This is a genomic window from Paenibacillus canaveralius (assembly GCF_047238265.1).
Lineage (GTDB): Bacteria > Bacillota > Bacilli > Paenibacillales > NBRC-103111 > Paenibacillus_F.
On sequence record NZ_JBDFMM010000001.1, the window covers coordinates 3029354 to 3049155 of the forward strand.

21 protein-coding genes and 1 pseudogene are annotated in these 19802 nt (G+C 48.6%); 9 read left to right on the top strand and 13 right to left on the bottom strand.

Annotated elements, in window-relative coordinates:
* Positions 1-75: 75 nt before the first annotated feature.
* The gene (locus tag ABC395_RS13750) at positions 76-1746 is read right to left on the bottom strand and encodes a DUF6138 family protein (RefSeq protein ID WP_413003854.1); all 1671 of its coding nucleotides are present in this window, start codon (positions 1744-1746) and stop codon (positions 76-78) included.
* A gap of 224 nt (positions 1747-1970) precedes the next feature.
* Here ABC395_RS13750 and ABC395_RS13755 point away from each other — a divergent pair, with 224 nt between their 5' ends.
* The gene (locus tag ABC395_RS13755; protein WP_413003855.1) at positions 1971-2792 is read left to right on the top strand and encodes a DUF2935 domain-containing protein; all 822 of its coding nucleotides are present in this window, start codon (positions 1971-1973) and stop codon (positions 2790-2792) included.
* Here the strand turns inward: ABC395_RS13755 and ABC395_RS13760 are convergent.
* Complete coding sequence (locus ABC395_RS13760) at positions 2770-3507, bottom strand: class I SAM-dependent methyltransferase (RefSeq protein WP_413006746.1); 738 nt, start codon at positions 3505-3507, stop codon at positions 2770-2772. The two genes, ABC395_RS13755 and ABC395_RS13760, sit on opposite strands and share 23 nt — an antisense overlap.
* 561 nt (positions 3508-4068) lie before the next feature.
* On the opposite strand from ABC395_RS13760, the gene ABC395_RS13765 reads away from it, so the two are divergent.
* Entirely contained in the window at positions 4069-5292 is a 1224-nt protein-coding gene (locus ABC395_RS13765) for a leucine-rich repeat domain-containing protein (protein WP_413003857.1), read from the top strand.
* A gap of 212 nt (positions 5293-5504) precedes the next feature.
* Here the strand turns inward: ABC395_RS13765 and ABC395_RS13770 are convergent, their stop codons facing one another.
* Positions 5505-6533, bottom strand: a complete 1029-nt coding sequence (locus tag ABC395_RS13770) for a serine hydrolase domain-containing protein (RefSeq protein ID WP_413003859.1) — start codon at positions 6531-6533, stop codon at positions 5505-5507.
* Positions 6534-6562: 29 nt separating this feature from the next.
* Positions 6563-7393 (bottom strand): MerR family transcriptional regulator, encoded by an 831-nt coding sequence (locus ABC395_RS13775; protein ID WP_413006747.1) that lies wholly within the window; start codon positions 7391-7393, stop codon positions 6563-6565.
* 264 nt (positions 7394-7657) lie between these two features.
* Here ABC395_RS13775 and ABC395_RS13780 point away from each other — a divergent pair, with 264 nt between their 5' ends.
* The 4 genes from ABC395_RS13780 (at position 7658) to ABC395_RS13795 (ending at position 10357) form a co-directional block, all read left to right on the top strand.
* Entirely contained in the window at positions 7658-8191 is a 534-nt protein-coding gene (locus ABC395_RS13780; protein ID WP_413003861.1) for a sigma-70 family RNA polymerase sigma factor, read from the top strand.
* Complete coding sequence (locus ABC395_RS13785) at positions 8178-9314, top strand: DUF4179 domain-containing protein (protein WP_413003863.1); 1137 nt, start codon at positions 8178-8180, stop codon at positions 9312-9314. Before ABC395_RS13780 ends, ABC395_RS13785 begins: the two co-directional genes overlap by 14 nt.
* Before the next feature lie 15 nt (positions 9315-9329).
* Positions 9330-9881: a VanZ family protein gene (locus tag ABC395_RS13790; protein WP_413003865.1), complete on the top strand. Its 552-nt coding sequence runs from the start codon at positions 9330-9332 to the stop codon at positions 9879-9881.
* Between the two features lie 119 nt (positions 9882-10000).
* Positions 10001-10357, top strand: coding sequence for a winged helix-turn-helix transcriptional regulator (locus ABC395_RS13795; RefSeq protein WP_413003866.1), 357 nt, complete (start codon positions 10001-10003; stop codon positions 10355-10357).
* A gap of 83 nt (positions 10358-10440) precedes the next feature.
* Here the strand turns inward: ABC395_RS13795 and ABC395_RS13800 are convergent, their stop codons facing one another.
* The 6 genes from ABC395_RS13800 to ABC395_RS13825 form a co-directional block, all read right to left on the bottom strand.
* Positions 10441-11001 (bottom strand): NAD(P)H-dependent oxidoreductase, encoded by a 561-nt coding sequence (locus tag ABC395_RS13800; protein WP_413006748.1) that lies wholly within the window; start codon positions 10999-11001, stop codon positions 10441-10443.
* Between the two features lie 243 nt (positions 11002-11244).
* Positions 11245-12147, bottom strand: coding sequence for an SDR family oxidoreductase (locus ABC395_RS13805; protein ID WP_413003868.1), 903 nt, complete (start codon positions 12145-12147; stop codon positions 11245-11247).
* A 235-nt stretch (positions 12148-12382) separates the two neighbouring features.
* Entirely contained in the window at positions 12383-12862 is a 480-nt protein-coding gene (locus ABC395_RS13810; protein ID WP_413003870.1) for a cysteine hydrolase family protein, read from the bottom strand.
* A 237-nt stretch (positions 12863-13099) separates the two neighbouring features.
* Positions 13100-14089: a YiiG family protein gene (locus ABC395_RS13815; RefSeq protein WP_413003872.1), complete on the bottom strand. Its 990-nt coding sequence runs from the start codon at positions 14087-14089 to the stop codon at positions 13100-13102.
* A gap of 358 nt (positions 14090-14447) precedes the next feature.
* A complete protein-coding gene (locus ABC395_RS13820) occupies positions 14448-14957 on the bottom strand; it encodes an SRPBCC family protein (RefSeq protein WP_413003874.1) in 510 nt (169 codons plus the stop codon).
* 44 nt (positions 14958-15001) lie between these two features.
* Entirely contained in the window at positions 15002-15340 is a 339-nt protein-coding gene (locus ABC395_RS13825) for an ArsR/SmtB family transcription factor (RefSeq protein ID WP_413003876.1), read from the bottom strand.
* A 342-nt stretch (positions 15341-15682) separates the two neighbouring features.
* Here ABC395_RS13825 and ABC395_RS13830 point away from each other — a divergent pair, with 342 nt between their 5' ends.
* From ABC395_RS13830 to ABC395_RS13840, 3 genes are all read left to right on the top strand, one after another.
* The gene (locus tag ABC395_RS13830; RefSeq protein WP_413003878.1) at positions 15683-16135 is read left to right on the top strand and encodes an Lrp/AsnC family transcriptional regulator; all 453 of its coding nucleotides are present in this window, start codon (positions 15683-15685) and stop codon (positions 16133-16135) included.
* 49 nt (positions 16136-16184) lie between these two features.
* Positions 16185-17165, top strand: a complete 981-nt coding sequence (locus ABC395_RS13835) for an EamA family transporter (RefSeq protein WP_413003880.1) — start codon at positions 16185-16187, stop codon at positions 17163-17165.
* Positions 17166-17326: 161 nt separating this feature from the next.
* Positions 17327-17704: a hypothetical protein gene (locus ABC395_RS13840; RefSeq protein WP_413003882.1), complete on the top strand. Its 378-nt coding sequence runs from the start codon at positions 17327-17329 to the stop codon at positions 17702-17704.
* 89 nt (positions 17705-17793) lie between these two features.
* Here the strand turns inward: ABC395_RS13840 and ABC395_RS13845 are convergent.
* From ABC395_RS13845 to ABC395_RS13855, 3 genes and pseudogenes are all read right to left on the bottom strand, one after another.
* Positions 17794-18583, bottom strand: a pseudogene (locus tag ABC395_RS13845) (ABC transporter permease).
* Positions 18584-19486, bottom strand: coding sequence for an ABC transporter ATP-binding protein (locus ABC395_RS13850; protein WP_413003883.1), 903 nt, complete (start codon positions 19484-19486; stop codon positions 18584-18586).
* Entirely contained in the window at positions 19483-19722 is a 240-nt protein-coding gene (locus ABC395_RS13855; RefSeq protein WP_413003885.1) for a PLD nuclease N-terminal domain-containing protein, read from the bottom strand. The genes ABC395_RS13850 and ABC395_RS13855 overlap by 4 nt, the downstream gene beginning before the upstream one ends.
* Positions 19723-19802 lie beyond the last annotated feature (80 nt).

Sequence of the window (19802 nt, forward strand, 5' to 3'; positions counted from 1 at the left end):
ACTTATCGTGACGGCATGCAATCAAAAAAAGCCGCCGTTGAAGGCGACTTTCTTATGTGTTCTACAACTCGGCATTTACCGTTTCCGCCGACCGGCCAGTTCCACCAGCTCGTTGAGCTGCTGTGCGCGCGTTCTCTCGGCTTTGGCAGCCAGCTTTTTCAGCTTGTCCGTGCCGCCCCAGATTAAATAAAAGAGATGAGCCGCTTCATAGTCCCGGAGACTTCTGACCTGATCGAGCAGCAGAGCGAGATTCTTGTCGTCTTCCATCTCGGCTTTAATCTTCAGCTTCATGGAATCCGTACAGTGCAGCATGCACTTCACCAGAGCAGGGATTGTCTGCGTGTTAACGCCGTGCCGTTCTACCAATGCGGCCGTGAACTGGTTTTGCACCGATTGGTGTTCCTCATCCACCTTCGCCATGTATTCTTCGACCAGCGGAAAATAAGCCTCATCCGCCAAACCGAGGCCGAAGACCGCATAACTGCCCGGCATGCAGCTCTTCTCCCCTTCCGTATCCGCGTACCATTCGAACGGTTCCATCGCAGTCCGGGCGTATTCCTCCAAAAGCGGATGCAGGTCCGAGTATTCCAGGGCTTGGGCGAAGAAGCGATGTGTTCCCGACTTGGCCAAGCCTTTGATCGGCAGCCAGTGTTTGACGCCGGACTTCAGTTTAATCCCATAGCTTTTAGGAAAGCCCTGGCTGAGCAGGCGAGTCAGAAACCGTAGAGCGCGGCCATAGCTCTCCTCCGTTTCCTGTTTAATCACCAGGGTTACTTTGGCAAACACATCGTTGGCTTTGCATTCAACCCATTCATCGCTCCGGCAGACATCTTCCTTGGCGAGCGTTCCGCTGCCTTCCATCGTCAGACGCTTAGCCTTGTCGCTTCCCAGTTCGATAGCGCAGTTCAGCATAGTAAGCCCCGTACTTCTGCTGTAGGAAGGCTCATACTTTAGAATCATAACCGCGGTATAGATGACGAGTTCGATGGGACCCCGCTCCGTATCTTCCAGCCGGGCTTCGCTCTTTTTCTTATATTCTTTCGTGAACTGTTCGTTTACCGGATCAAAATAACGGGGCAGCCAGCGATCTTCCACCCAATTCCGGAGGGCGGAGGTCACGTCTTTCCGGTGCTCGGCAAGATGTTTGTTGCCTTTGTTCACCTGCTGGATCTTTTCGAAAAGCGAAATAATACGCCCGGCATCCGATTCCGGAAACAGCCCCTCGTCTAACAGATGCCTGGATAGGAAAAACGTCTCCAAAGGTTTAGTCGGATATTTTCCTTCTTCCAGCTTTTTCGAGATATAATCGGAGATTCGTTCCAGCAATAGATTCTTCTTTTCTTCGTCTATGTATTCGTAAAGAAGAACGAGAATTTCGCCTTCCCTCGTCTGAAACTTGCCGTTCCAAGTAAAATGATAGTCGATCACCGCGGAAGGAATCTCTTTGAATGTATCCCGGATATAAGAAGCCAGCTCAGGAACGATCCGTTCGCGCACTAGTTCTTCCGTCAGCATTTCCGCAGCCCGGTTCCTCCGGGGCCCATCTTCGGGTATCCCGAAGTCGATTTTATTATCCGTTACCGTGACCCTGCCGTTGTTGTATTCGAGCAGAGCGTAATCGTGAATTCCGAGCTGCAGCGAAGTGCGCTTTATGATTTGATCCGCATCCTTGTCGCTGATATAAGCGATCCATTTATCGATTTGACGTTTCATTTCGTCCAAAATCGTTTCGGGTGTGAAATCCATGTCGTCAAGTGCTCCTTTAGTTGGCGGTATAGAATGATTGTCGTTGGATCCTTTGATAGTTCTATGAATATTTATTCTATATTACCACATGTTAACAGACTAGAGCATGCAGAAGCGGATGAATCTCTTTTCGGCCATGGGTTTTCTTCCTTCGATTGTATTTAAACAAGCCGCCCCGCTCATATTCTTATACGAAAGTACGTTTATTTTGGGGAGGGAATTATATGGCTGATGTGTTTGTTTCCCGTTCGTTGGAGGAGATCAGGTTTTGGTCGCGCATTATGAAAGAGCATTCCTTTTTCCTGCGTTTAGGTTTTAGATGTGAAGACACCCAGCTTATAAATGAAGCCAACCATTTCTACCGAACGTTCGAAACGATTGAGCAAAGGGCGCTTTCATTTCCCGAGGAAACGGATCCGGCTGCGATTTATACCTTTAATCAGGAAGTACACACAGCCGTTTCTCATATTTGGGTCTTCAAACGAAAAGTACTCGGGCTCATTTTGACTTGCCGGCTGCCGGGGCAAACGAACTTTCCTCTCTTAGTGGATCACGTCAGCAGAGAAGCCAGGTATTTCCGCAATCGTTTAGAGGAACTGAACCAAGGAAAACTGGAGCCGCTTCCGGATGCCATTATTGACGAGAATGTATTTTTCTTACGCATTATGGCGGATCATGCCAAATTTATCGGGCATCTGCTGGACCCTTCCGAGCGGAAGTTAGTGGAACAAGCCCGGGATTTCAGCCATGATTTCGATCAATTGTTATATCAGGCGAGGGATATGGATTCGATGCGCCCTCAATCTCAGACGGCACCGCTGTTAAACCAGTTTCTCGATCAGAATCGGGTCTCGGTCGCGTCACTAAAAGATTTTAAGAAAACGGCAAGAGATTTAATTGAACAATGTAAAATAAAAAGTATCATCCATCCTTTATTGGCCGACCATGTTTTTCGCGAAGCGGAAAGGTTTCTGGAGATTATTGAGATGTTCGAGCGGACCTTGACAGGCGTAAGCAGCGGCGTTAATCCCGCTTTCCATCATTAGGTACAAAGACAGACTCCTTAACGGCTTCGATACGCAGTCGGCTGGTGTCGAGCGTCCATTGCCCTTCCCGCAGAAGACGGGGTGCAGCCTGCACCTCGACGGCTGCATAGATGGATGCTTTATCGGCCGGAGTTACATCCGGAAAGAAATGCTCGGCGAAACTGTCCAGCCAGAACCGGAGTCCATTCTCTCTCTTGAGCGGAGTGGGCTTGTCGAAGTGCTGAGCCAGTGTGACACGGAATCCGGTCTGCTCCAGCAGACCGGCGTACTGCCCAATCGTGGGCAAATACCACGGATTCCGTCCCTCCCACGCGTACCCATGCTCAACCAGGGCCTTTTCGATGGCTGTGGTCAGCACGGCTACGTTGCCGCTGCCGGCGAATTCCGCAACGAACCGGCCGCCGTCCCGAAGGGCCAGCCAGATCGTACGGGCAGCAGCGGGAGCATCCTTGATCCAATGCAGCGCCGCATGCGAGACTACAGCGTCATAGCGGGCACCGGTCCTGTATCGGCTGGCGTCCCCGACTTGAAAATCAAGCCCGGGATGCTTCTGTCTCGCCCGCTTCACCATTTCCTGTGAGACATCGATACCCGCAGGTATGGCCCCGGCTGCCGCGATCTCGGACATCAGGTCACCGTTCCCGCATCCGATGTCCAGTATCCGTTCGCCAGGCTGCGGCTGCAGCAAGGACAAGACCCCTGCTCCCGGGTTCATGCTAAAATTCCGGTTCGCTTGATCCACATTCGACTTGAAGAGATGGGCAGTTGACTTATCGCACATTGAGGTAAATCTCCTTATATTTAAAATTCGGCACGCAAGCTGCATGGTTGCAAGTATTTTACGGATTCCATGGATGGATAATATCCATAATAAAATAATCGTTTGCCTTTGACTCAGATTTGACAAGAATCATGCCGCGGGACAAGCACTCGGTAACCCTTTTATCATCAACCGACGCCATTCCGTTTGTAAACGCGACGACCGGTCATTCCGCTTTCGGCAGAGTTATTCACTTTTTATTATGGACTTCATGCATCCATGATAGCTGTGAATGCAACAACCTGTCAAGCGGCTTTCTGAAAGATCGCTAAACAAGCGCTTTTCTCGAAAAAACCTAAAATGATGCGGGTATAGTTTCGTTTTGTACGCAGGGCTTTGACTTGCAATACTTTTGGAAATAGATTACTTTAAACCTGTTGGCCGCTTATTATTTAATGAAGCATCTGTACCGAATGTAGGAATGACAGGAAAAACCATAACCCGGGGAGAATTGTCATGGATATTACCCAAGATTTTACGGACGAGCGCTTTAAAGCTTATGTACTTCAACACTTTTGCGAGAATCGCGAAATGATACAGAAAGAAGATATACAAGGAGTTCTGTCTCTTCAACTTGTGAAACTCGGAATTTCCAGTCTAAAAGGACTGGAGCACTTTGCCTCTCTTGAGGAGCTCGATTGCTCATTTAACAGCTTGACGGAACTTGACATCCGTAAGAATTCGAAGCTGAAACATCTGGAATGCCGTGGAAATCAACTTCATGTATTGGATACGGAACATAACCCGGAACTGAAAAAGCTGTCCTGCGGAAACAATGAAATTTATTCGATCGATTTGACGGCCAATGTGCAGTTGGAAACCTTAGATTGCAGTTTTAATCGGCTTCGACATCTGGATGTGAGCCGCAATGTCATGCTGACCAAGCTGCTCTGCAGTTGGAACATGATTTCAGACTTGCTTGTGGAGCACAACACTTCTTTGCTGGAACTTAACTGCTGCTATAATTCCATCTTCAGCCTGGATTTGGACCGGAATACCTCTCTCATGCATCTGGATTGCGGAAACAACTATTTGATAAGTCTGAACCTAAACCATTGCGCAAGCCTGGTTGAAATCCGCTGCAATAGTAATCATTTGAAACAGTTGGATATAACTCAAAGCCCGGCGCTGGAAAGCTTAAGATGTTTCCAGAATCATCTTAGCCGCTTGGATCTGACGCATAATCCGCTGTTAAAAGAGCTATACTGCTCCGATAATAAGCTTTCGGAACTTCGTACGGACACAAATCCGCTGCTGAAAGAACCGGTGTATGCCGACAACCTGATTTTTGAACCGGATCATACGATCGACGGTATGGGAACTTTTCGATATGACAATTCATTCTGCTCTTATCACGTTACACTCCAGTATAAGGGAAAGGAATTGACCGTCAGAGCCGATGTACCCGCTGAAGCGGATATGATCCGGCTGTCGCCCTTGATCGGCGAAACATGGGAGCAATTAGAGGTGCTTCATGAGCAGGCTGAAGATCTGATCGCCCGCACTCATCCCGACGAAGATGTATCTGAACTCGTGCTGTCGGAGCTCGAATTTAATCAAGACGATGTCATTCGGATCGGCTACGATGCAGGCGAAACTCCGGCGGGACACTTGTACATATACGCCGTATTTAACGGGGATCATGAAATCAGCAGTCAGCTCGTTTATGAAACCTATTAATGCGCCCCGCGGAGAGGTTCCCGTTCAACGTTTTAAACAAGAACCTCTCCAGGGAAAATAAACAAGCCGCGAAAATAAAAACTTTACAACATTGTTTTCGTCCTCCGTCCCCTACGACTCCTCCTTACGCATATCGGGCCTCCCCGCGAAAGAAGCAAGCTGTTTCTTCATATATTCCGGACTGCGGTCAAATTTGTATCCGCCGATACTGTTTAACCGATGACGGCGGGCAGAATATGATCGTTAATCAGTGTCCACCGGTCGCGGGGCTGCATGATAAATCCGGACGCAATGGCTACAATCAGTTCATGCTCGGGTATACAGCAAAGGACATTCCCGCAGTCTCCCAGCGCCATATAGGCTTGAACCCCGCTTTCTTCGCGCAGCCACCACAAATAACCGTAATGGTTGTCATTCATCGCGGTCGATTCATCAATCCATGTTTCCGAAATAATCCGAGCGTGATCCCAGAGGCCCCGGTTCAAATAAAGAAGACCGAAACGGGCCATATCGCGGGGAGTGAGCGTGAGGCCCCAGCCTCCCGTTGAGTTTCCGCCGGGGTCGCTAACCCATCCCCTTACTCCGGCCCCGAATAAGTCGTCAAACCCGAATGAATTCATTTCATAATCGGGAATTTTCCGCATGCCGATAGCACTGAATAACGTTTCGTTGGCGAACTCCCGGGCACTTCTGCCTGTACTGCGGGTGATGATGCCCGAAAGCAGGTGCGCGCCCGCAGTAGAATACTTAAATGTTCCGATGTCACCTTTTTGACCCAGCATATCCAGCGTGTACTTTACCCAATCCGGCTGCATGCACATCTTGTCGAGCGGTTCGTGCCAATCTTCAAACGGATAGGGAGCCGTCATCGTAAGAAGGTGGCGCAGCGTGATGTCACGGATATGTCCGCCAGCGGCACCGGGATTGGGAACATAGTCGGGGAAAAAATCCAGCACCTTCTGATCCGCATGTTCAATAAAGCCCGCGTCTATGGCAATCCCGATCAGGGCGGACAAAATACTTTTCGTCACCGATGCCACATGATGCGTATCATCCGGCCCGTAACCGTTGTAATAGCTTTCGTAAGCAAGAAACCCTTTTCTAACGATAACCACTCCGTTTATGTTGCTGTACCCGGATCGTACAACAGGTTCGAGTTCCGCAAGCTTTCCCTGATCCATTCCCAGAGCTTCCGGATCTTCGACTTGCCATTCTTTAGTCGGCCAATAGCTGTTTTGCATGATCGACGCCTCCCCACGATAATGTCAGTCTATAAGCTCTTCTTCTTTACCGGAACATACACCTCGGTAACAATATCCCCCGAAACCCCGGCTTGATGGGGATCAGTTACATATATTTCGTAAGGCGCGCCCACCCATTCATACCCTTCCTTCTCTATCCATTCCGTGAGCCTGGCGTAAACCGGTCTTAACTCCGGGTAGGAACCCTTCCATACGGACTTCGCGCACAGACCTCCCGGCAAATCCCGCGTCCCCCTAACCGCCTCCGCAATCGGGATGGCAAACTCTGTATCACTGCCCGCAGGGTCGTAATCGAGGCTGTGATAAATCGTCATCGGTGTTCCCAGCATGGTGAGCTTTTCGGCGGCAACCTTCTCGTATAGCCTGCCAAAATACTCCTGGTAGCCAGAGGCAAAGTCATCACTGCTTAACATTTGACGCGTAGAAAGGATATTCAAGGGGAGGGTTTCGACAAGCTGCACTTCTATTTGGTCCACGTGCGACATCAGGGGGATGCCCTTCTGCAAATGGACAATGTCCGTACTTATCTGATTCAGCGTGTATTCCAATGAATCCCGCCTCTCACGGATCTCCTTTCTCTTGCGGCTGAGAGCCGAATAAAGCTTCTCTTCCGAATGATCCTCTTCCGTTTCCAGCAGCGCTTTGATTTCTTCCAGAGAAAAATGATAAGATTTCAGGCGGTTAATCAGAAGCATCTTTTTCAACTGGCCGATGGAATAATAACGGTATCCGTTTTCAGGATTAATCTCATCGGGTTTAATTAATCCGATTTCATCGTAATATCGAAGCGTTTTGGTGGACACTTCACATATTTTCGAAAATTCCCCTATCGATAGCAAGCGATCACCTCCATTCTTCGGGTTGTTTAAGGGCTGTGCGGGATATGTATTCACCGTTGTTCTACTTCACTGTACAGCTTCCCCTAAGGGTAAAGTCAACGGCCGATTAGCGGCCTTTTCTCCTGAAAAGGATGTCTTGTGCCTGAGCGGAACGTATCCTGTCACCGCAGCAGACGTGCGGCAAAAAAATAAATGTGACCATATTCGGACCTGGGCCGTCTAACTAATATAAATCTAAGCTTACAAGAAAGAGGAGTGTGGAAAGTGGATTTAACGAAACTTGCGGTTGAAGCGATAGCCGGCGACCGTGAAGCTTTTGTCAGCCTTGTCAGACACTCGGAGGAATCTTTACACCATATGGCCAAATCCATTTTGGGAAAAGACGAGGATGTCGCCGATGCGCTGCAGGAAACCGTACTTAAGGCGTATAAAGCGATTCCTTCGCTGCGCGAGCCGAAATTTTTTAAAACCTGGATGTTCCGGATTCTGATAAATGAATGTCATACGATTCTTGCAAACAGGTCCAGAACCGCAGCTTATCCGGAAGTCCCGGCAATCGCTTCCTTCTCCGATGATTACGATAAAGTGGATCTGAGAGAAGCGGTAGACCGGTTGGATGAGAACCAGCGTATCGTTGTCATTCTGCACTATTATGAAGATTTGCCCCTGCGCCAGGTGGCAAGCGCCCTGAACATTTCGGAGAGTGCCGTCAAGATGCGCCTCTCCAGAGCACGCGATACCCTGCTGAAACATTTTAAATTTCTTCGTGAGGGGAAGATGAATTATGGATCCGTTTAACCTTGGGAACGAATTAAAAAAACTGAAAGAAGTGAAATCCGCAGATATGGCCATTTCATCGCTTGTCCGTTCGCGCCTGGATGAAACCTATGCTTCGCTCCCGGATAGGGCTCCCGCCCGCAAAAATAAACCGAAGTCCCGTCTGCGCCGGATTGCCTCCGTCACTTCAGCGGCTGTTATCCTCGGTACAACGCTCTTCGCTTCCGGGTTCGTGTCTCCGGTGATGGCGAGCTCAATCAAGAATATTCCTTTAATCGGAAGCCTCTTCAGCTCCATTGAGGGCGATATCGGACTTCGCAGCGCCGGCGACCTCGGGCTTGCTTCGCCCGTGAACAAAAAGGTCTTGTACAAGGACGTTAAGCTTGAGGTAACCGAAACGGTCTTTGACGGAAACCGGGCCGCCTTCTTGCTCAAGGTGACGGCTCCAAATTTGCAGGATGGCAAGTATGATAACGGAAAAAAGACAGTGAATCTTAATAACGCGGTTGACAACGTTATTTTCAGCGTCGACGGGAAACGGCAGGGTGATCCGGGTTCTATTCTGAAAGGCGGATTCTTTGCGGGAGCCGGAGAAGCAAATCCGGACATGCTGATCTTCGAAGAAGTGCTGGACACGTCGGACGTCCGCTCCATTCCCGATTCGTTCGATGCCGAAGTAACGCTCGTCTTGGACGGAATCGATCACGAGTTTAAAGTTGCTGTTCCTTTCCGTAAGTCCACGGACCGGATCTTGGAAATGAATCCCGATGCGGCCGTTACTAAGGACGAGCTTACATTTTCGGTATCCGCTCTGCAAGCGACGCCTTTGACGACTCGCATTTATTCTTCCGTGGCACTGGATAAAGTCACCGCTTTGAATTTGAAAGAAGAAGACAGATTGCGCCGGATCGGAATAGCGGTATTCGACGACCAAGGCCGGCAGCTGCCCCGTTTGAACGGAGACGGCGTATATGTCGGAAATCGGCTGAACTTCGACAGCCGGTACGCCTCAACACCGGGTAAGACCGGCTATTTGATTTTGAAGCCTTTTGTGATCAAGGACGATTTTACGGAAAAGGTGCAAGAAGATCAGTACCTCAAAGGGCTTGAAATGAAAATCGACATGATCGCTGCCGCTGAATAAGGAGATTCGAACCTGATGTCTATCCAATTTACGATTGAGTCCTACTTCATCCTGTTACCGTTATTTTTGATTTTCCTGGTCACTTTGTTCGGAACTTCAAAATTTAAAACCCGTAAGTTTACTGGTTTGCAGTACATTTTGCTGATTTCGTTTGGCATCTATATATCGGCAGTCATTCATTTGGTCTTTTTTCCGATTGACGTCAATATCGGGCCGTATGCCAATCTGACGCCGTGGTATAAAACGATTAACTTTATTCCGCTTCTGACGCTTGATATAAAGACTTTTGTCCTGAACATCCTGATGCTCGTACCGCTAGGTATTTACCTGCCTCTCTTGAACCCAAAATACGGCATCGTTATGAAAGCGGCGAAACTGGCACTGGCTGTTAGCCTCACCTTTGAAGTATTGCAGTTGATCATTCGGATCACTCTGGGTAACGGAAGGAGCACGGATATAAATGACCTTCTGGCCAACACGCTGGGGGGAGCCTTCGGCTTTCTTATCTACAAGATGCTGATGCGGTCGCCCGCTATCCGGCGTCTGGCGGACAGGTTCAAGTTGTAGCATCCGTCCCCGCGGATTTACCGGCTGCCCGGTTACTTTCTCCCCATAAGATTGCATAATGACCCTAATTATAGTATATCTATTGGTGACCTGTACTCACCGGAAGGAGAGTGTAATTTGTGAGCGAAACCTGTGTTCCGTCCGGCGTGGCACTGAAAGACACCGGGTTCGGATATACGCTGTCTATCATAGGCGGCAAATACAAAATGATCATTATGTATTGGCTGGCCGAGAATAAAGTGATGCGGCACAATGAGCTGAAACGAAGCATCGGAAGCATTCCCTATAAAACACTGAGCATCATGTTAAAAGAAATGGAAGCGGACGGACTTATCCTTCGCGAAGAATTTCCCCAAGTCCCTCCAAAAGTCGAATATTCCTTAACGGAACGCGGCCTGTCTCTTCTTCCTTTATTAAACCTGATGTGCGAGTGGGGAGAAAACAACTTGCCGGCTCCGCAGACCGGACAGCGGTAAGGCCGGCTGCTTTAATGAAATCAAAAGAAGTATCTCCACGTCAGGAGATACTTCTTTTTTACACTCGAAAGTAAAGCCGCCTGTTACAAATGATCAATAAACTTTACATAATCTTGGGCGCTTTTTTCCAGGACGCTTCCTAAAGGCTCGTTTTCATGGCCGGGTTCATTCTCACCGGGCTCGTTCTCCGTACCGTAGTGGGCGAAGAAGGAACGATAATCCGCCCGGCAGTACAAGAAGGTCGTTTCGAAAGGGGCTAACAACTGCTCCAGCGTATAACGGTACCGTCCCTCTTCCCTGTAATCTTCTCTTTTAATTCCCGCGGATACGGCTAGAGCGGCTTTGCGGTTCTTTAATTTATCGCCGCCCGAACCATAGGCCCAGCCGTATGTCAAAACGTCGTCCAGCCATTTTTTTAGAAGAGGCGGGCAATTGAACCAATAAACCGGGAACTGCAAAATAAAGCTGCCGTGCGCCTCAATTAACTGCTGTTCCTTCTTCACATCGATGTTTCCGTCCGGATAAGCCTTATGCAAGTCGTGCACCGTATATTTTTCCGGAAATTTGCTCAGCTCTTCTACCCACCGCTTGTTGATGACAGATGTCTCCAGGCTGGGATGTGTAACGATAACAAGTGTTTTCAGGGCCTTGTCCTCCTACAGATGTATTTACCTCTTGAGTATAAAGGGCCTGATGCAAATAGGTAAGTATGCACTTTTAGTACAGGTACTTACCTAAAGGTAAGTGTGAGAGACCCGATTCGTCCGCTTTTCTTGTCGAACCTAAAAAACTCTTACCGTCTTAATGAAGACCGGTAAGAGTTCTATTTAGAGGAGTGTCGTTTCTTTACAGGCAACGGCGTCTCCTTCTCACGAATTCTGAAAATATTACGGCGTAGGCGTTCCGCCGTTGGCGTTAAGAGTCTCCCCGCTGATATAGCTGGATTCCTGACTGGCCAGGAAGACAAAGGCCGGAGCCATTTCCGCAGGCTGTCCGGGACGGCCGAGGGGCGTATTCGCTCCGAATTCCGCCAGTTTCTCGGTCGGCTGCCCTCCCGCCACCTGCAAGGGAGTCCATACAGGGCCCGGTGCCACCACATTTACCCGGATGCCTTTGCCCGCTACCTGCTGAGCGAGAGCTTTGCTGAAGGTATTGATCGCGGATTTCGTAGTCGCGTAATCCAGAAGGATCGGTGACGGTTTATAGGCTTGAATGGAAGAAGTATTGATAATGGAACTGCCCGGCTTCATGTGTTTGATCGCAGCCTTGCAGAGCCAGAACAAAGAGTAGACGTTCGTCTTGAAAGTGGCGTCAAATTGTTCGGTCGTCAGATCCGCAATGTCCTCCACGAACTGCTGCTTGCCTGCCACGTTGGCAAGAATATCGATTCCGCCCAGTTTTTCCACCGCAGTAGCAATCAGCTGCCCGCAGTACTGCTCGTCCTTCAGGTCGCCTGGAAAAGCGACGGCTTTCCGGCCCGCTTCTTCGATCAGCTCCACGACTTCCTGCGCATCCGCCTCTTCCTCCGGCAAGTAAGACAGAACTACATCGGCGCCCTCACGGGCAAAAGCAATCGCCGCCGCACGGCCGATTCCGCTGTCCGCTCCCGTGACTACCGCTTTGCGTCCGGTTAATCGCCCGGTGCCGCGATAGCTGGTCTCCCCCGCGTCGGGTACGGGATTCATTTTGTTCTGAAGTCCCGGTTCCGGCTGCTTTTGCTTCCATTCGGGTGCCGCCTTCGGATATTGGGTCGTTGGATCCTGCACGGTATTCTGGTTTTGATCCGGCATAGTGTAGTCCTCCTCTTGGTCGTATCTGTATCGTTCGACAGTTGACGGAAAAGTGATTAACACTTCTCTTTGTAACCAAGATGGAGGACATTTAAACGATAGGTACGGCGGTCTTTAATCATCGCGCCTGTGACAGCAGTCTCTCTTCAGCCCATCTCTCAAGGTCTGCGGGATTTCGGCAGCACGCCGTGCCGGTTGTCACATGACGGTGGTCAAGCCGTCCGATCCGAGCTGCCTAGGACTGAACCATGAATTCGATAACCGGATAGGAGATCACATGGCGGTCCCGGTAGGTAAGGAGGACGAGATCTTCTTTCGCACTCATAATGCCACGGTGTAAAATGGCGGTTTTGAACCCGCGTTCAATCGCTCCATTGTAGGTAAATAAGACACAGTTGCCGGCGTCATAGCCCGCTACCACGACCAGACCGATCTGACGATCAAGTAAAATTTGTTCCAGATCCGTTTGCCAGAAAGCGTTGGAGAACGTCTTCTTCACAATGAGATCATCTTGCTCCACTGCATTTTCGGGAATAAACTGGAGCTGTTCGGGAACCTCGGTCTCAGCCCCTTCCACATCCTGGATATGAATGACTTGGTGACCGCCTGACCTCAAAATATGAGCCGTATGATTAATATACTCGCTTGCTGCTGCGACCGGTTGATCCCGCAGAAATTCAATTTGCATATCAACGATTAAAAGGGCAATTTTCATGGATTCACTACCTCTCATTTACTGGCGCTTTTTTTCTACACTATAGCAAAGCGGGAATAAAGTTGTATACGGATTTATCGGGTATATCTGATCTTTATCGGAAATGCGGAAAAGACAGCAGGTCTTATGACCGGCTGCCTCGGTGAATTACAGGCTTTTTATACGGATAGCCGCATCGAACAAACCGGCTTTCATTCATCTGCCCGATGGGTCCCGAAGATTAATCTTTAGATACTCTTAATTCATTTCATTATATCTTTCGATTGCCTTGCTTAACAGATAATTGAAATTCTCGGGTGTACCTTCCGTAGTCCTCAGGAACTGGCCGTTCAGGTCGGAATTAGAAACAGGTTGCTTCTTATTGATACGTTCGATAATTTTCGAAGCGGCCGCTTTTGCCTCGGTAGCGGCATGGATATAGTTCTCGATGCTGAAGCTGTTAACCCCTTCTGTTTGAATTCGTTGCTTGTCTTTTGCGATTGTCGTGAGCGCATTCAAATCTTCCGTCATAATGTCGTATTTGGCTTTAAACTTCGTCATATCAAGCTGCAGCACATTGCCGGCGGTGATGCCCTGCTCATCCAATTCAATGGCCGCAGCCTCGGCATCTATCATGAACTTCAGGGCATTATACCTGATCTGCTGGTCTGTATCCTTAAGTTTCTGCAGTTCGGCCTGACGCTGCTCGTTACCCAATTTTTGCAAAGCGGTGAAGTATTGTTTGGCGGCAGTCTCGTAAGCGCTATTGGCACTTACTAGCTTGGTATGCAGTTGTTTACCTTTTGCGAAATCATCATCCACGTAGCCTCTGCTATCATAGTAGGCTTTCATATCATCCAGGACGGACAACAGATCTTTGATGACCGGTGTCAGTTGGGTCACGACAGGATCCGCGTTCGCAAAAGCAGGTTGGCTTGCGGTATAGCCGTTCGCTTTATCAATAACTTCCCGTTCCGTTTGAGCAACGCCGAGCATGATGAAACTGAGATTCTTCTCGATTACGGGCTGTTGATCAGCTCCGAACTTCTTGAAATAATGAACCAGAACTTCATTGACTCGGCCCGTCATCAAGTTATTGAGCCCCACATACGCATTGTATTTCTCGATTTTTTTGCTCTCTTCGGTCGTAACGCCAGCCGCTTGATTTACGGTGGATGAAATGGCAGAACAAGCGGACAACATTACACTTAACACGATACAGGCAATAAAAAATGATAGTTTTCTCACAAAGTGATTCCTCCAACTAAGTAATTAGTAATTTGTCGTGCTGTTATGTAGAATGATGCCTCGAAATAAATGGTATATTATGGTATAAAACTCCTCCTACCCCGCTACAATGTGATTTTAAAACATATCTATTGAATTTTAGAATGATTTGGCGAATAGGTCTTGAGTCTTGAGTAGCAAAATTTTGTATAATGTCAAAAACTTCTTTCAATGGGACAATGTTCTTGACGTCCAACTTCATGGAACTAACGTCTCCCGATTGCTTAAGCAGTGTGTTTAGACGGTGAACGACAAAGAAGATCACTCGGGGGAGTGATCTTCCGCTTATTTGTAGGATGTAAAACGCCGAACCCATGTTCTACTGAATTCTTTCCAAGTGCTCGACCAGGCGGTCCCATGTTTCGGTGATGCCCTGCAGCATTCCCATATCCATAACCTGCTTCAAGCTTTCGGCCGTTGCATATTCCGCTGTATTGATGACTTTGGTGCCGCCTTCGACTTCAACAAAATTCAACGTGCAAACGGTAGCCGGCATATTCTCCGCAACATTGCCTTCCGCGTCGGAGAAATAGTCGGTATACACGATCTTCTCGGGTGCCTGAATTTCGCTGTATACCGCTTTGCCCCACGATTCCATGCCGTAGAAATCGCCCTGATTCTTGTCTTCGCATTTCATACAGTAATGCCAAACGCCACCGACACGGAAATCAAGGTTGATTACCGGGATCGTCCAGCCTCTCGGCCCCCACCAGTGTTTCAAATGTTCGGCTTGCGTGAACGCCTGGAATACCAGCTCGCGTGGAGCGTTGAATACACGCTCAAGTGTCAGGGTCTTGTCTTCTACCTTGGAAGTGATTGGGGTTGTCATCCTATATTCCTCCTCTAATTGGTCTTTCTCTTCATCTTCTGCTCTCAATCGTGCCGGTCTTCTCCGTTTGCCGGGTTCTGCAGCTTCTGTAAATAGTCGTCCAAACGGTCGAATCGTTCCTCCCAGAGGACGCGGTAGCTCTCCAGCCATTCGTCCAGTTCCTGAAACGGTTCCGGCTGAAGGCTGTAGATCCGCCGATTCGCATCTGCCTGCGCCTTGACAAGGCCCGCTTCGCTCAAAACGCGCAAATGCTTCGAAGCCTGAGGCTGGCGCAGCAGGAGGCGCTCTGCAATATCCCCTACCGTAAGCGGACGCTCCCGCAGCAGTTCCAATATCAGCAGCCGGTTCGGTTCAGCAAGAGCACTCATGACGCGAGCGTCCATCGTCCTCATCCTTCTGTGTCGGTCTTGTATGTATGTGTCCGGGGCGGTATTCATGTTGTTTTTCTTGCTGAATTGAATATACCATATAAGGAATATTCCTGTAAAGGTATATATAAAATTCATTTCAATGTCTACGGAGTCTGCACACGTTGCTGTCCGATTAACCGTCGTATCCTTCTTTACGATTCGTAAAGAAGCGGCAGTCTTTTTTCATGCAAGCCCGGATTATTATTTCAAAAATCGGTTTGTATACTGACGTTTCGTTTGAATTAGTGTCCTGTATCTAACGAATCGTCTTGAATTCCTCTTCACGTGCTATAATTTATTGCGAGGAGGTTAGCTATGGATCCTATCGACTTACAAATTACCCGGCTGCTTGAAGAGAACGGAAGACTTTCTCACGAAGAGATAAGCAAATTGCTCCACATCTCACGTCCGGCGGTTCATCAGCGGGTCGCGAAGCTTGAAAAAAACGGAATTATTCGAGGTTATCGGGGCATCGTGAATTGGAGCAAGCTGGAACAAAAAATCAAAGCTTATATCTACGTAAAGATGAAATGCCTGAATTTTAAAGAAATCTCGGGCCGAATCGTCGAACTCCAGGTTCCAAATGTCACCATCCTGGAATGTCAGCGGCTCGCGGGAGAATGGTGCATGATGCTTAAAGTAAGGGTATCCGACCCCGGGCAAATTACGGATCTAATCGATGAAATGGTCAAGATTCACGAAGTTCTGGAAACGTCCACGACGTTTGTTTTGTCTACCGTTTATGAAAACGGCCAGAGAGAAAATTGAGTCTGGACTGTCCGTTATTTTCAGGATAGAACCGGAAAGGAGAAAGAATATGAAACAGCCTGCGGCGACAAAGCTTCCTCAGGCAGGAGTCCCCCCGTTTCTCGGCATTGCGGCAGCACTGCTATCGGTTTATCTGTTCTGGGGCGGGACCTACCTGGGCATGAAGATAGCCATTGAAACGATCCCGCCTTTTACGATGGGCGGAGTTCGTTTTCTCACTGCAGGATTCATCTTGTACATATTGGCACGAATGAAAGGGGAAACACGCCCGAATGCCCGCGAATGGAGAGGAGCAGGAATTACCGGAGCCTTGTTGCTGCTGGGCGGAAATGGGATCGTGGCTTGGGCCGAGCAGCGTGTCCCATCCGCCGTCGCCTCCCTGCTGGTAGCAACGGTTCCTTTGTGGATGCTGCTCTTCAGCTGGGCAGGCCCCGGCCGAAAAAAGCCCTCGGCAGGTGTCGTGACGGGAATCGTACTCGGTTTCGCGGGAATTGTCATCCTCGTCGTTCACCCGGGTTCATCTTCCGGCAGAAGTTTGGATATGGCAGGCATCGCCGCTCTCCTGCTCGCTTCCGTCTCCTGGTCAATCGGCTCCTTGTATTCACGTAAAGCCAACCTTCCCGGCTCGCCGCTGCTGTCTACCGCCGTTCAAATGATCGTCGGAGGAAGTTTGCTTTTAATCGTCTCGCTTCTACTTGGCGAGTGGTCCGGCTTTAAGCCGGGAGCCGTTAGCCTCCGTTCGTTTGCGGCCCTTGGATATTTGATTGCATTCGGCTCTATCGTCAGTTATACGGCCTATATCTGGCTACTGAAACATGCGGAACCCGTTCTGGTTTCCACCTATGCCTTTGTCAATCCTGTCGTCGCCGTATTTCTGGGCTGGTTCCTTGGCGGTGAACAGCTCTCCTCCAGTTCGCTTACGGCCGCTTGCTTCATTGTAGCCGCGGTTGCCGTCATTACGGTTTCGGGAAAAAGCACAAGCGGGAGAAAATCAGCCCGACGGTCAGCTTCCGTTACCGGCCGTGATTAAACGACATCTTAATCAGATACGCTTCAGCAAAAAAACAAGCCCTATCCTTCGTTCGCTTTCCGAGGATGGCTTGTTTTCGTATGAAGAAGAGATAAGCATCCAAGCAAAGAGCCGGAATCTTTCATATCTTATAGCAAATCTAGCGAAAGGAGAGAACAAGAATGCCATTTTCTACAGGAGTAATTACAAATACGAGAGACGCAGGTACCGCCTCTTCCAACATCGTGATGAACGTCCGAAATCTGGATGTGACGAACCCGGTAACCGTTACGGTGCAAATATTCGCTTCTGTAAACTCCACTACGTTCTACACGGCTTACCTGATCTCATACGTCGTTCCTGCAAATTCATATAATGTCCGAGAATTTTTTATCGCCGGGAATGTCGCTTATGAAGTTCAGATTAATACGGCTTCCGTAACAACACCCAACGCGCTGCTGTCCGTGTTCGGTATCGACGGATTTGGAAATCTTGTTACCGATCAGCGTATTCTTCAATCTGAATTAAGCTTTATTTCTTCCCTTAGTCCCGTGATGTAAATGAGTCCGCATTCTTCACAATCTCTTTTGTGAAGAATCTACATAGGAAAGAGTATATAACGGAAGTCGCTATTAAACGGCTGCAGCCTTCATTCGGCATGGATTTTTTTGCTCGCCATCCAGTGATGGGTAATAAGAAGGATCAGCAGGATCCAAAAAAGCGTTACGATGGTATAGGCTAAAGTACCTGACGGCACCGATCCGTTAATCAGCATTTCCATGGCTAGCTTGCTCATACTTGCGGGATTGATTAAATCGACAACCGGACTTATACCCGCGAGCATTCTGAAGCCGATAAGCAGTACAATGGCTACTAAGGCAATCATACTCTGTGTATGAAATAGGGCGCTGAGCATGGTTATGAAAGACGTGACAAATAAAATCCAAACCAGATACAGCAGCAGAGAAGCAATCATTAATGAGAAAGAAACCTTGGTAAAAAGAAAATTTACGTACAAATAAGAAATGAAATAGCCTACCGTTACAGAAAAAGCGGTCATGGAATAATGGGTGGCGATTTTTCCCGCCAAATAAGAACGGACCGTTACGGGCCGTGTCAGGATAAAAGCCAGCATGCCGCTGCCCTTCTCCGTTTGGATAATCCCCATCATAGAGACGGTAAGAATAATCAGACCGAGACTGATCAAACTGAGAACCTAACGTGCCCGCCAGGACTTCCCCGCCTTTTGAGGCGGACAAGACCGGATCAATGGTAATCCCCTTCCCGCTCCCCAACGCTCCAAGAATGGCCGGCAAGTAATAAGTAACCAGGGGCTGGGTCATTCCGAGTAAAATAAAGACGATCGGCAGCCAAATCACTTTTAACTCGCGTATCATTTGAATTCCTTCTTTTTTTGCGAGCACTTGAAAAGATTTCATTTACTTCACCACCAGTTGCAGAAAGATTTCTTCTAACGTTTCGGTTCGGATTTCGAATTTTAAGATGTCTACTCCATGCATAAGAGCATTTTCCAGCAATCGGTTTTTATCGGTCTGGATATTTTCGACTTCTATCTCTATTGTGTGCCCGGTAACCTCTATCGCCTTCACGTAAGGCAATTTTTTTGCGGCGTCCACCCATGTTAAATCTTTCGCTGTGCATTGCAGGCTCAGCTTATTTTTGTTACCACGGCCGAACAGTTCGGCAATCGTGGTATCTTCTATTTTGACGCCGTTTCTAATCATCACGAATCGTTCGCATATCTCTTCGGCATCGCTCAATATGTGGGTGGACAATATAATGGTCGTATCTTGTTTGATTTCCCGGATCAGGTTAACCACTTCCCGCCGGCCGGCCGGATCCAAAGCGGATACCGGCTCATCCATAACGAGGAGCGCAGGCTTGTGCAGCAGTGCCTGGGCAATACCGAGCCGCTGTTTCATACCGCCGGAAAAAGTGCCGACTTTTGCATTCCCCACCTCGCCTAGTCCGACCTTGTTCAGAATCTCCGGAATGGACTTAGTTAACTCTTCTTTATGCAATCCCGAAAGTTGTCCCATGAACGCAAGGGTTTCCCGGGCCGTCATCCAAGGATAAAAGTTCGGGTACTGCGGCAAGTAGCCGATTTCTCTTTTCATCCGGGAGATCTTGTTTCCATTAAGCAAAATTTCACCTTCGTCGGGATCGATCATATCTGAAATCATTTTGATTAAAGTCGATTTCCCCGCTCCGTTCGGACCGATCAGGCCGACGCATTCCCCGGCATGAAGCTCCATCGAGAAATCACGGACCGCTATTTTGTCTTTGTAGGCTTTCTTTACCCGCTTGATTTCCAACTTCATGCTTTCACGTCATCCTTCCGGCCCAGCACGAAGTAAAGAATGGGACCCAGTGTGGGCACGAAAAAGATGAGACAGGTCCATACGAGAACATTCTTTCTCGTCGCTCTGTGCCGGAATACATCCATTAAGGCAATCAGCACCAACAGAGTACCAATCGCTATAAACGGGAGAAGCATGGGCATAAAAGCCATAAAATCGAAGTCCTTTAATTCGTTAAATCCGTAGTGCAACTTCATGTGTATCATCCTTTTGTTTATTATCGTTATTGATAATGATAATATAATCGATAAACCGCATTCGTTGCAATACCTATTCT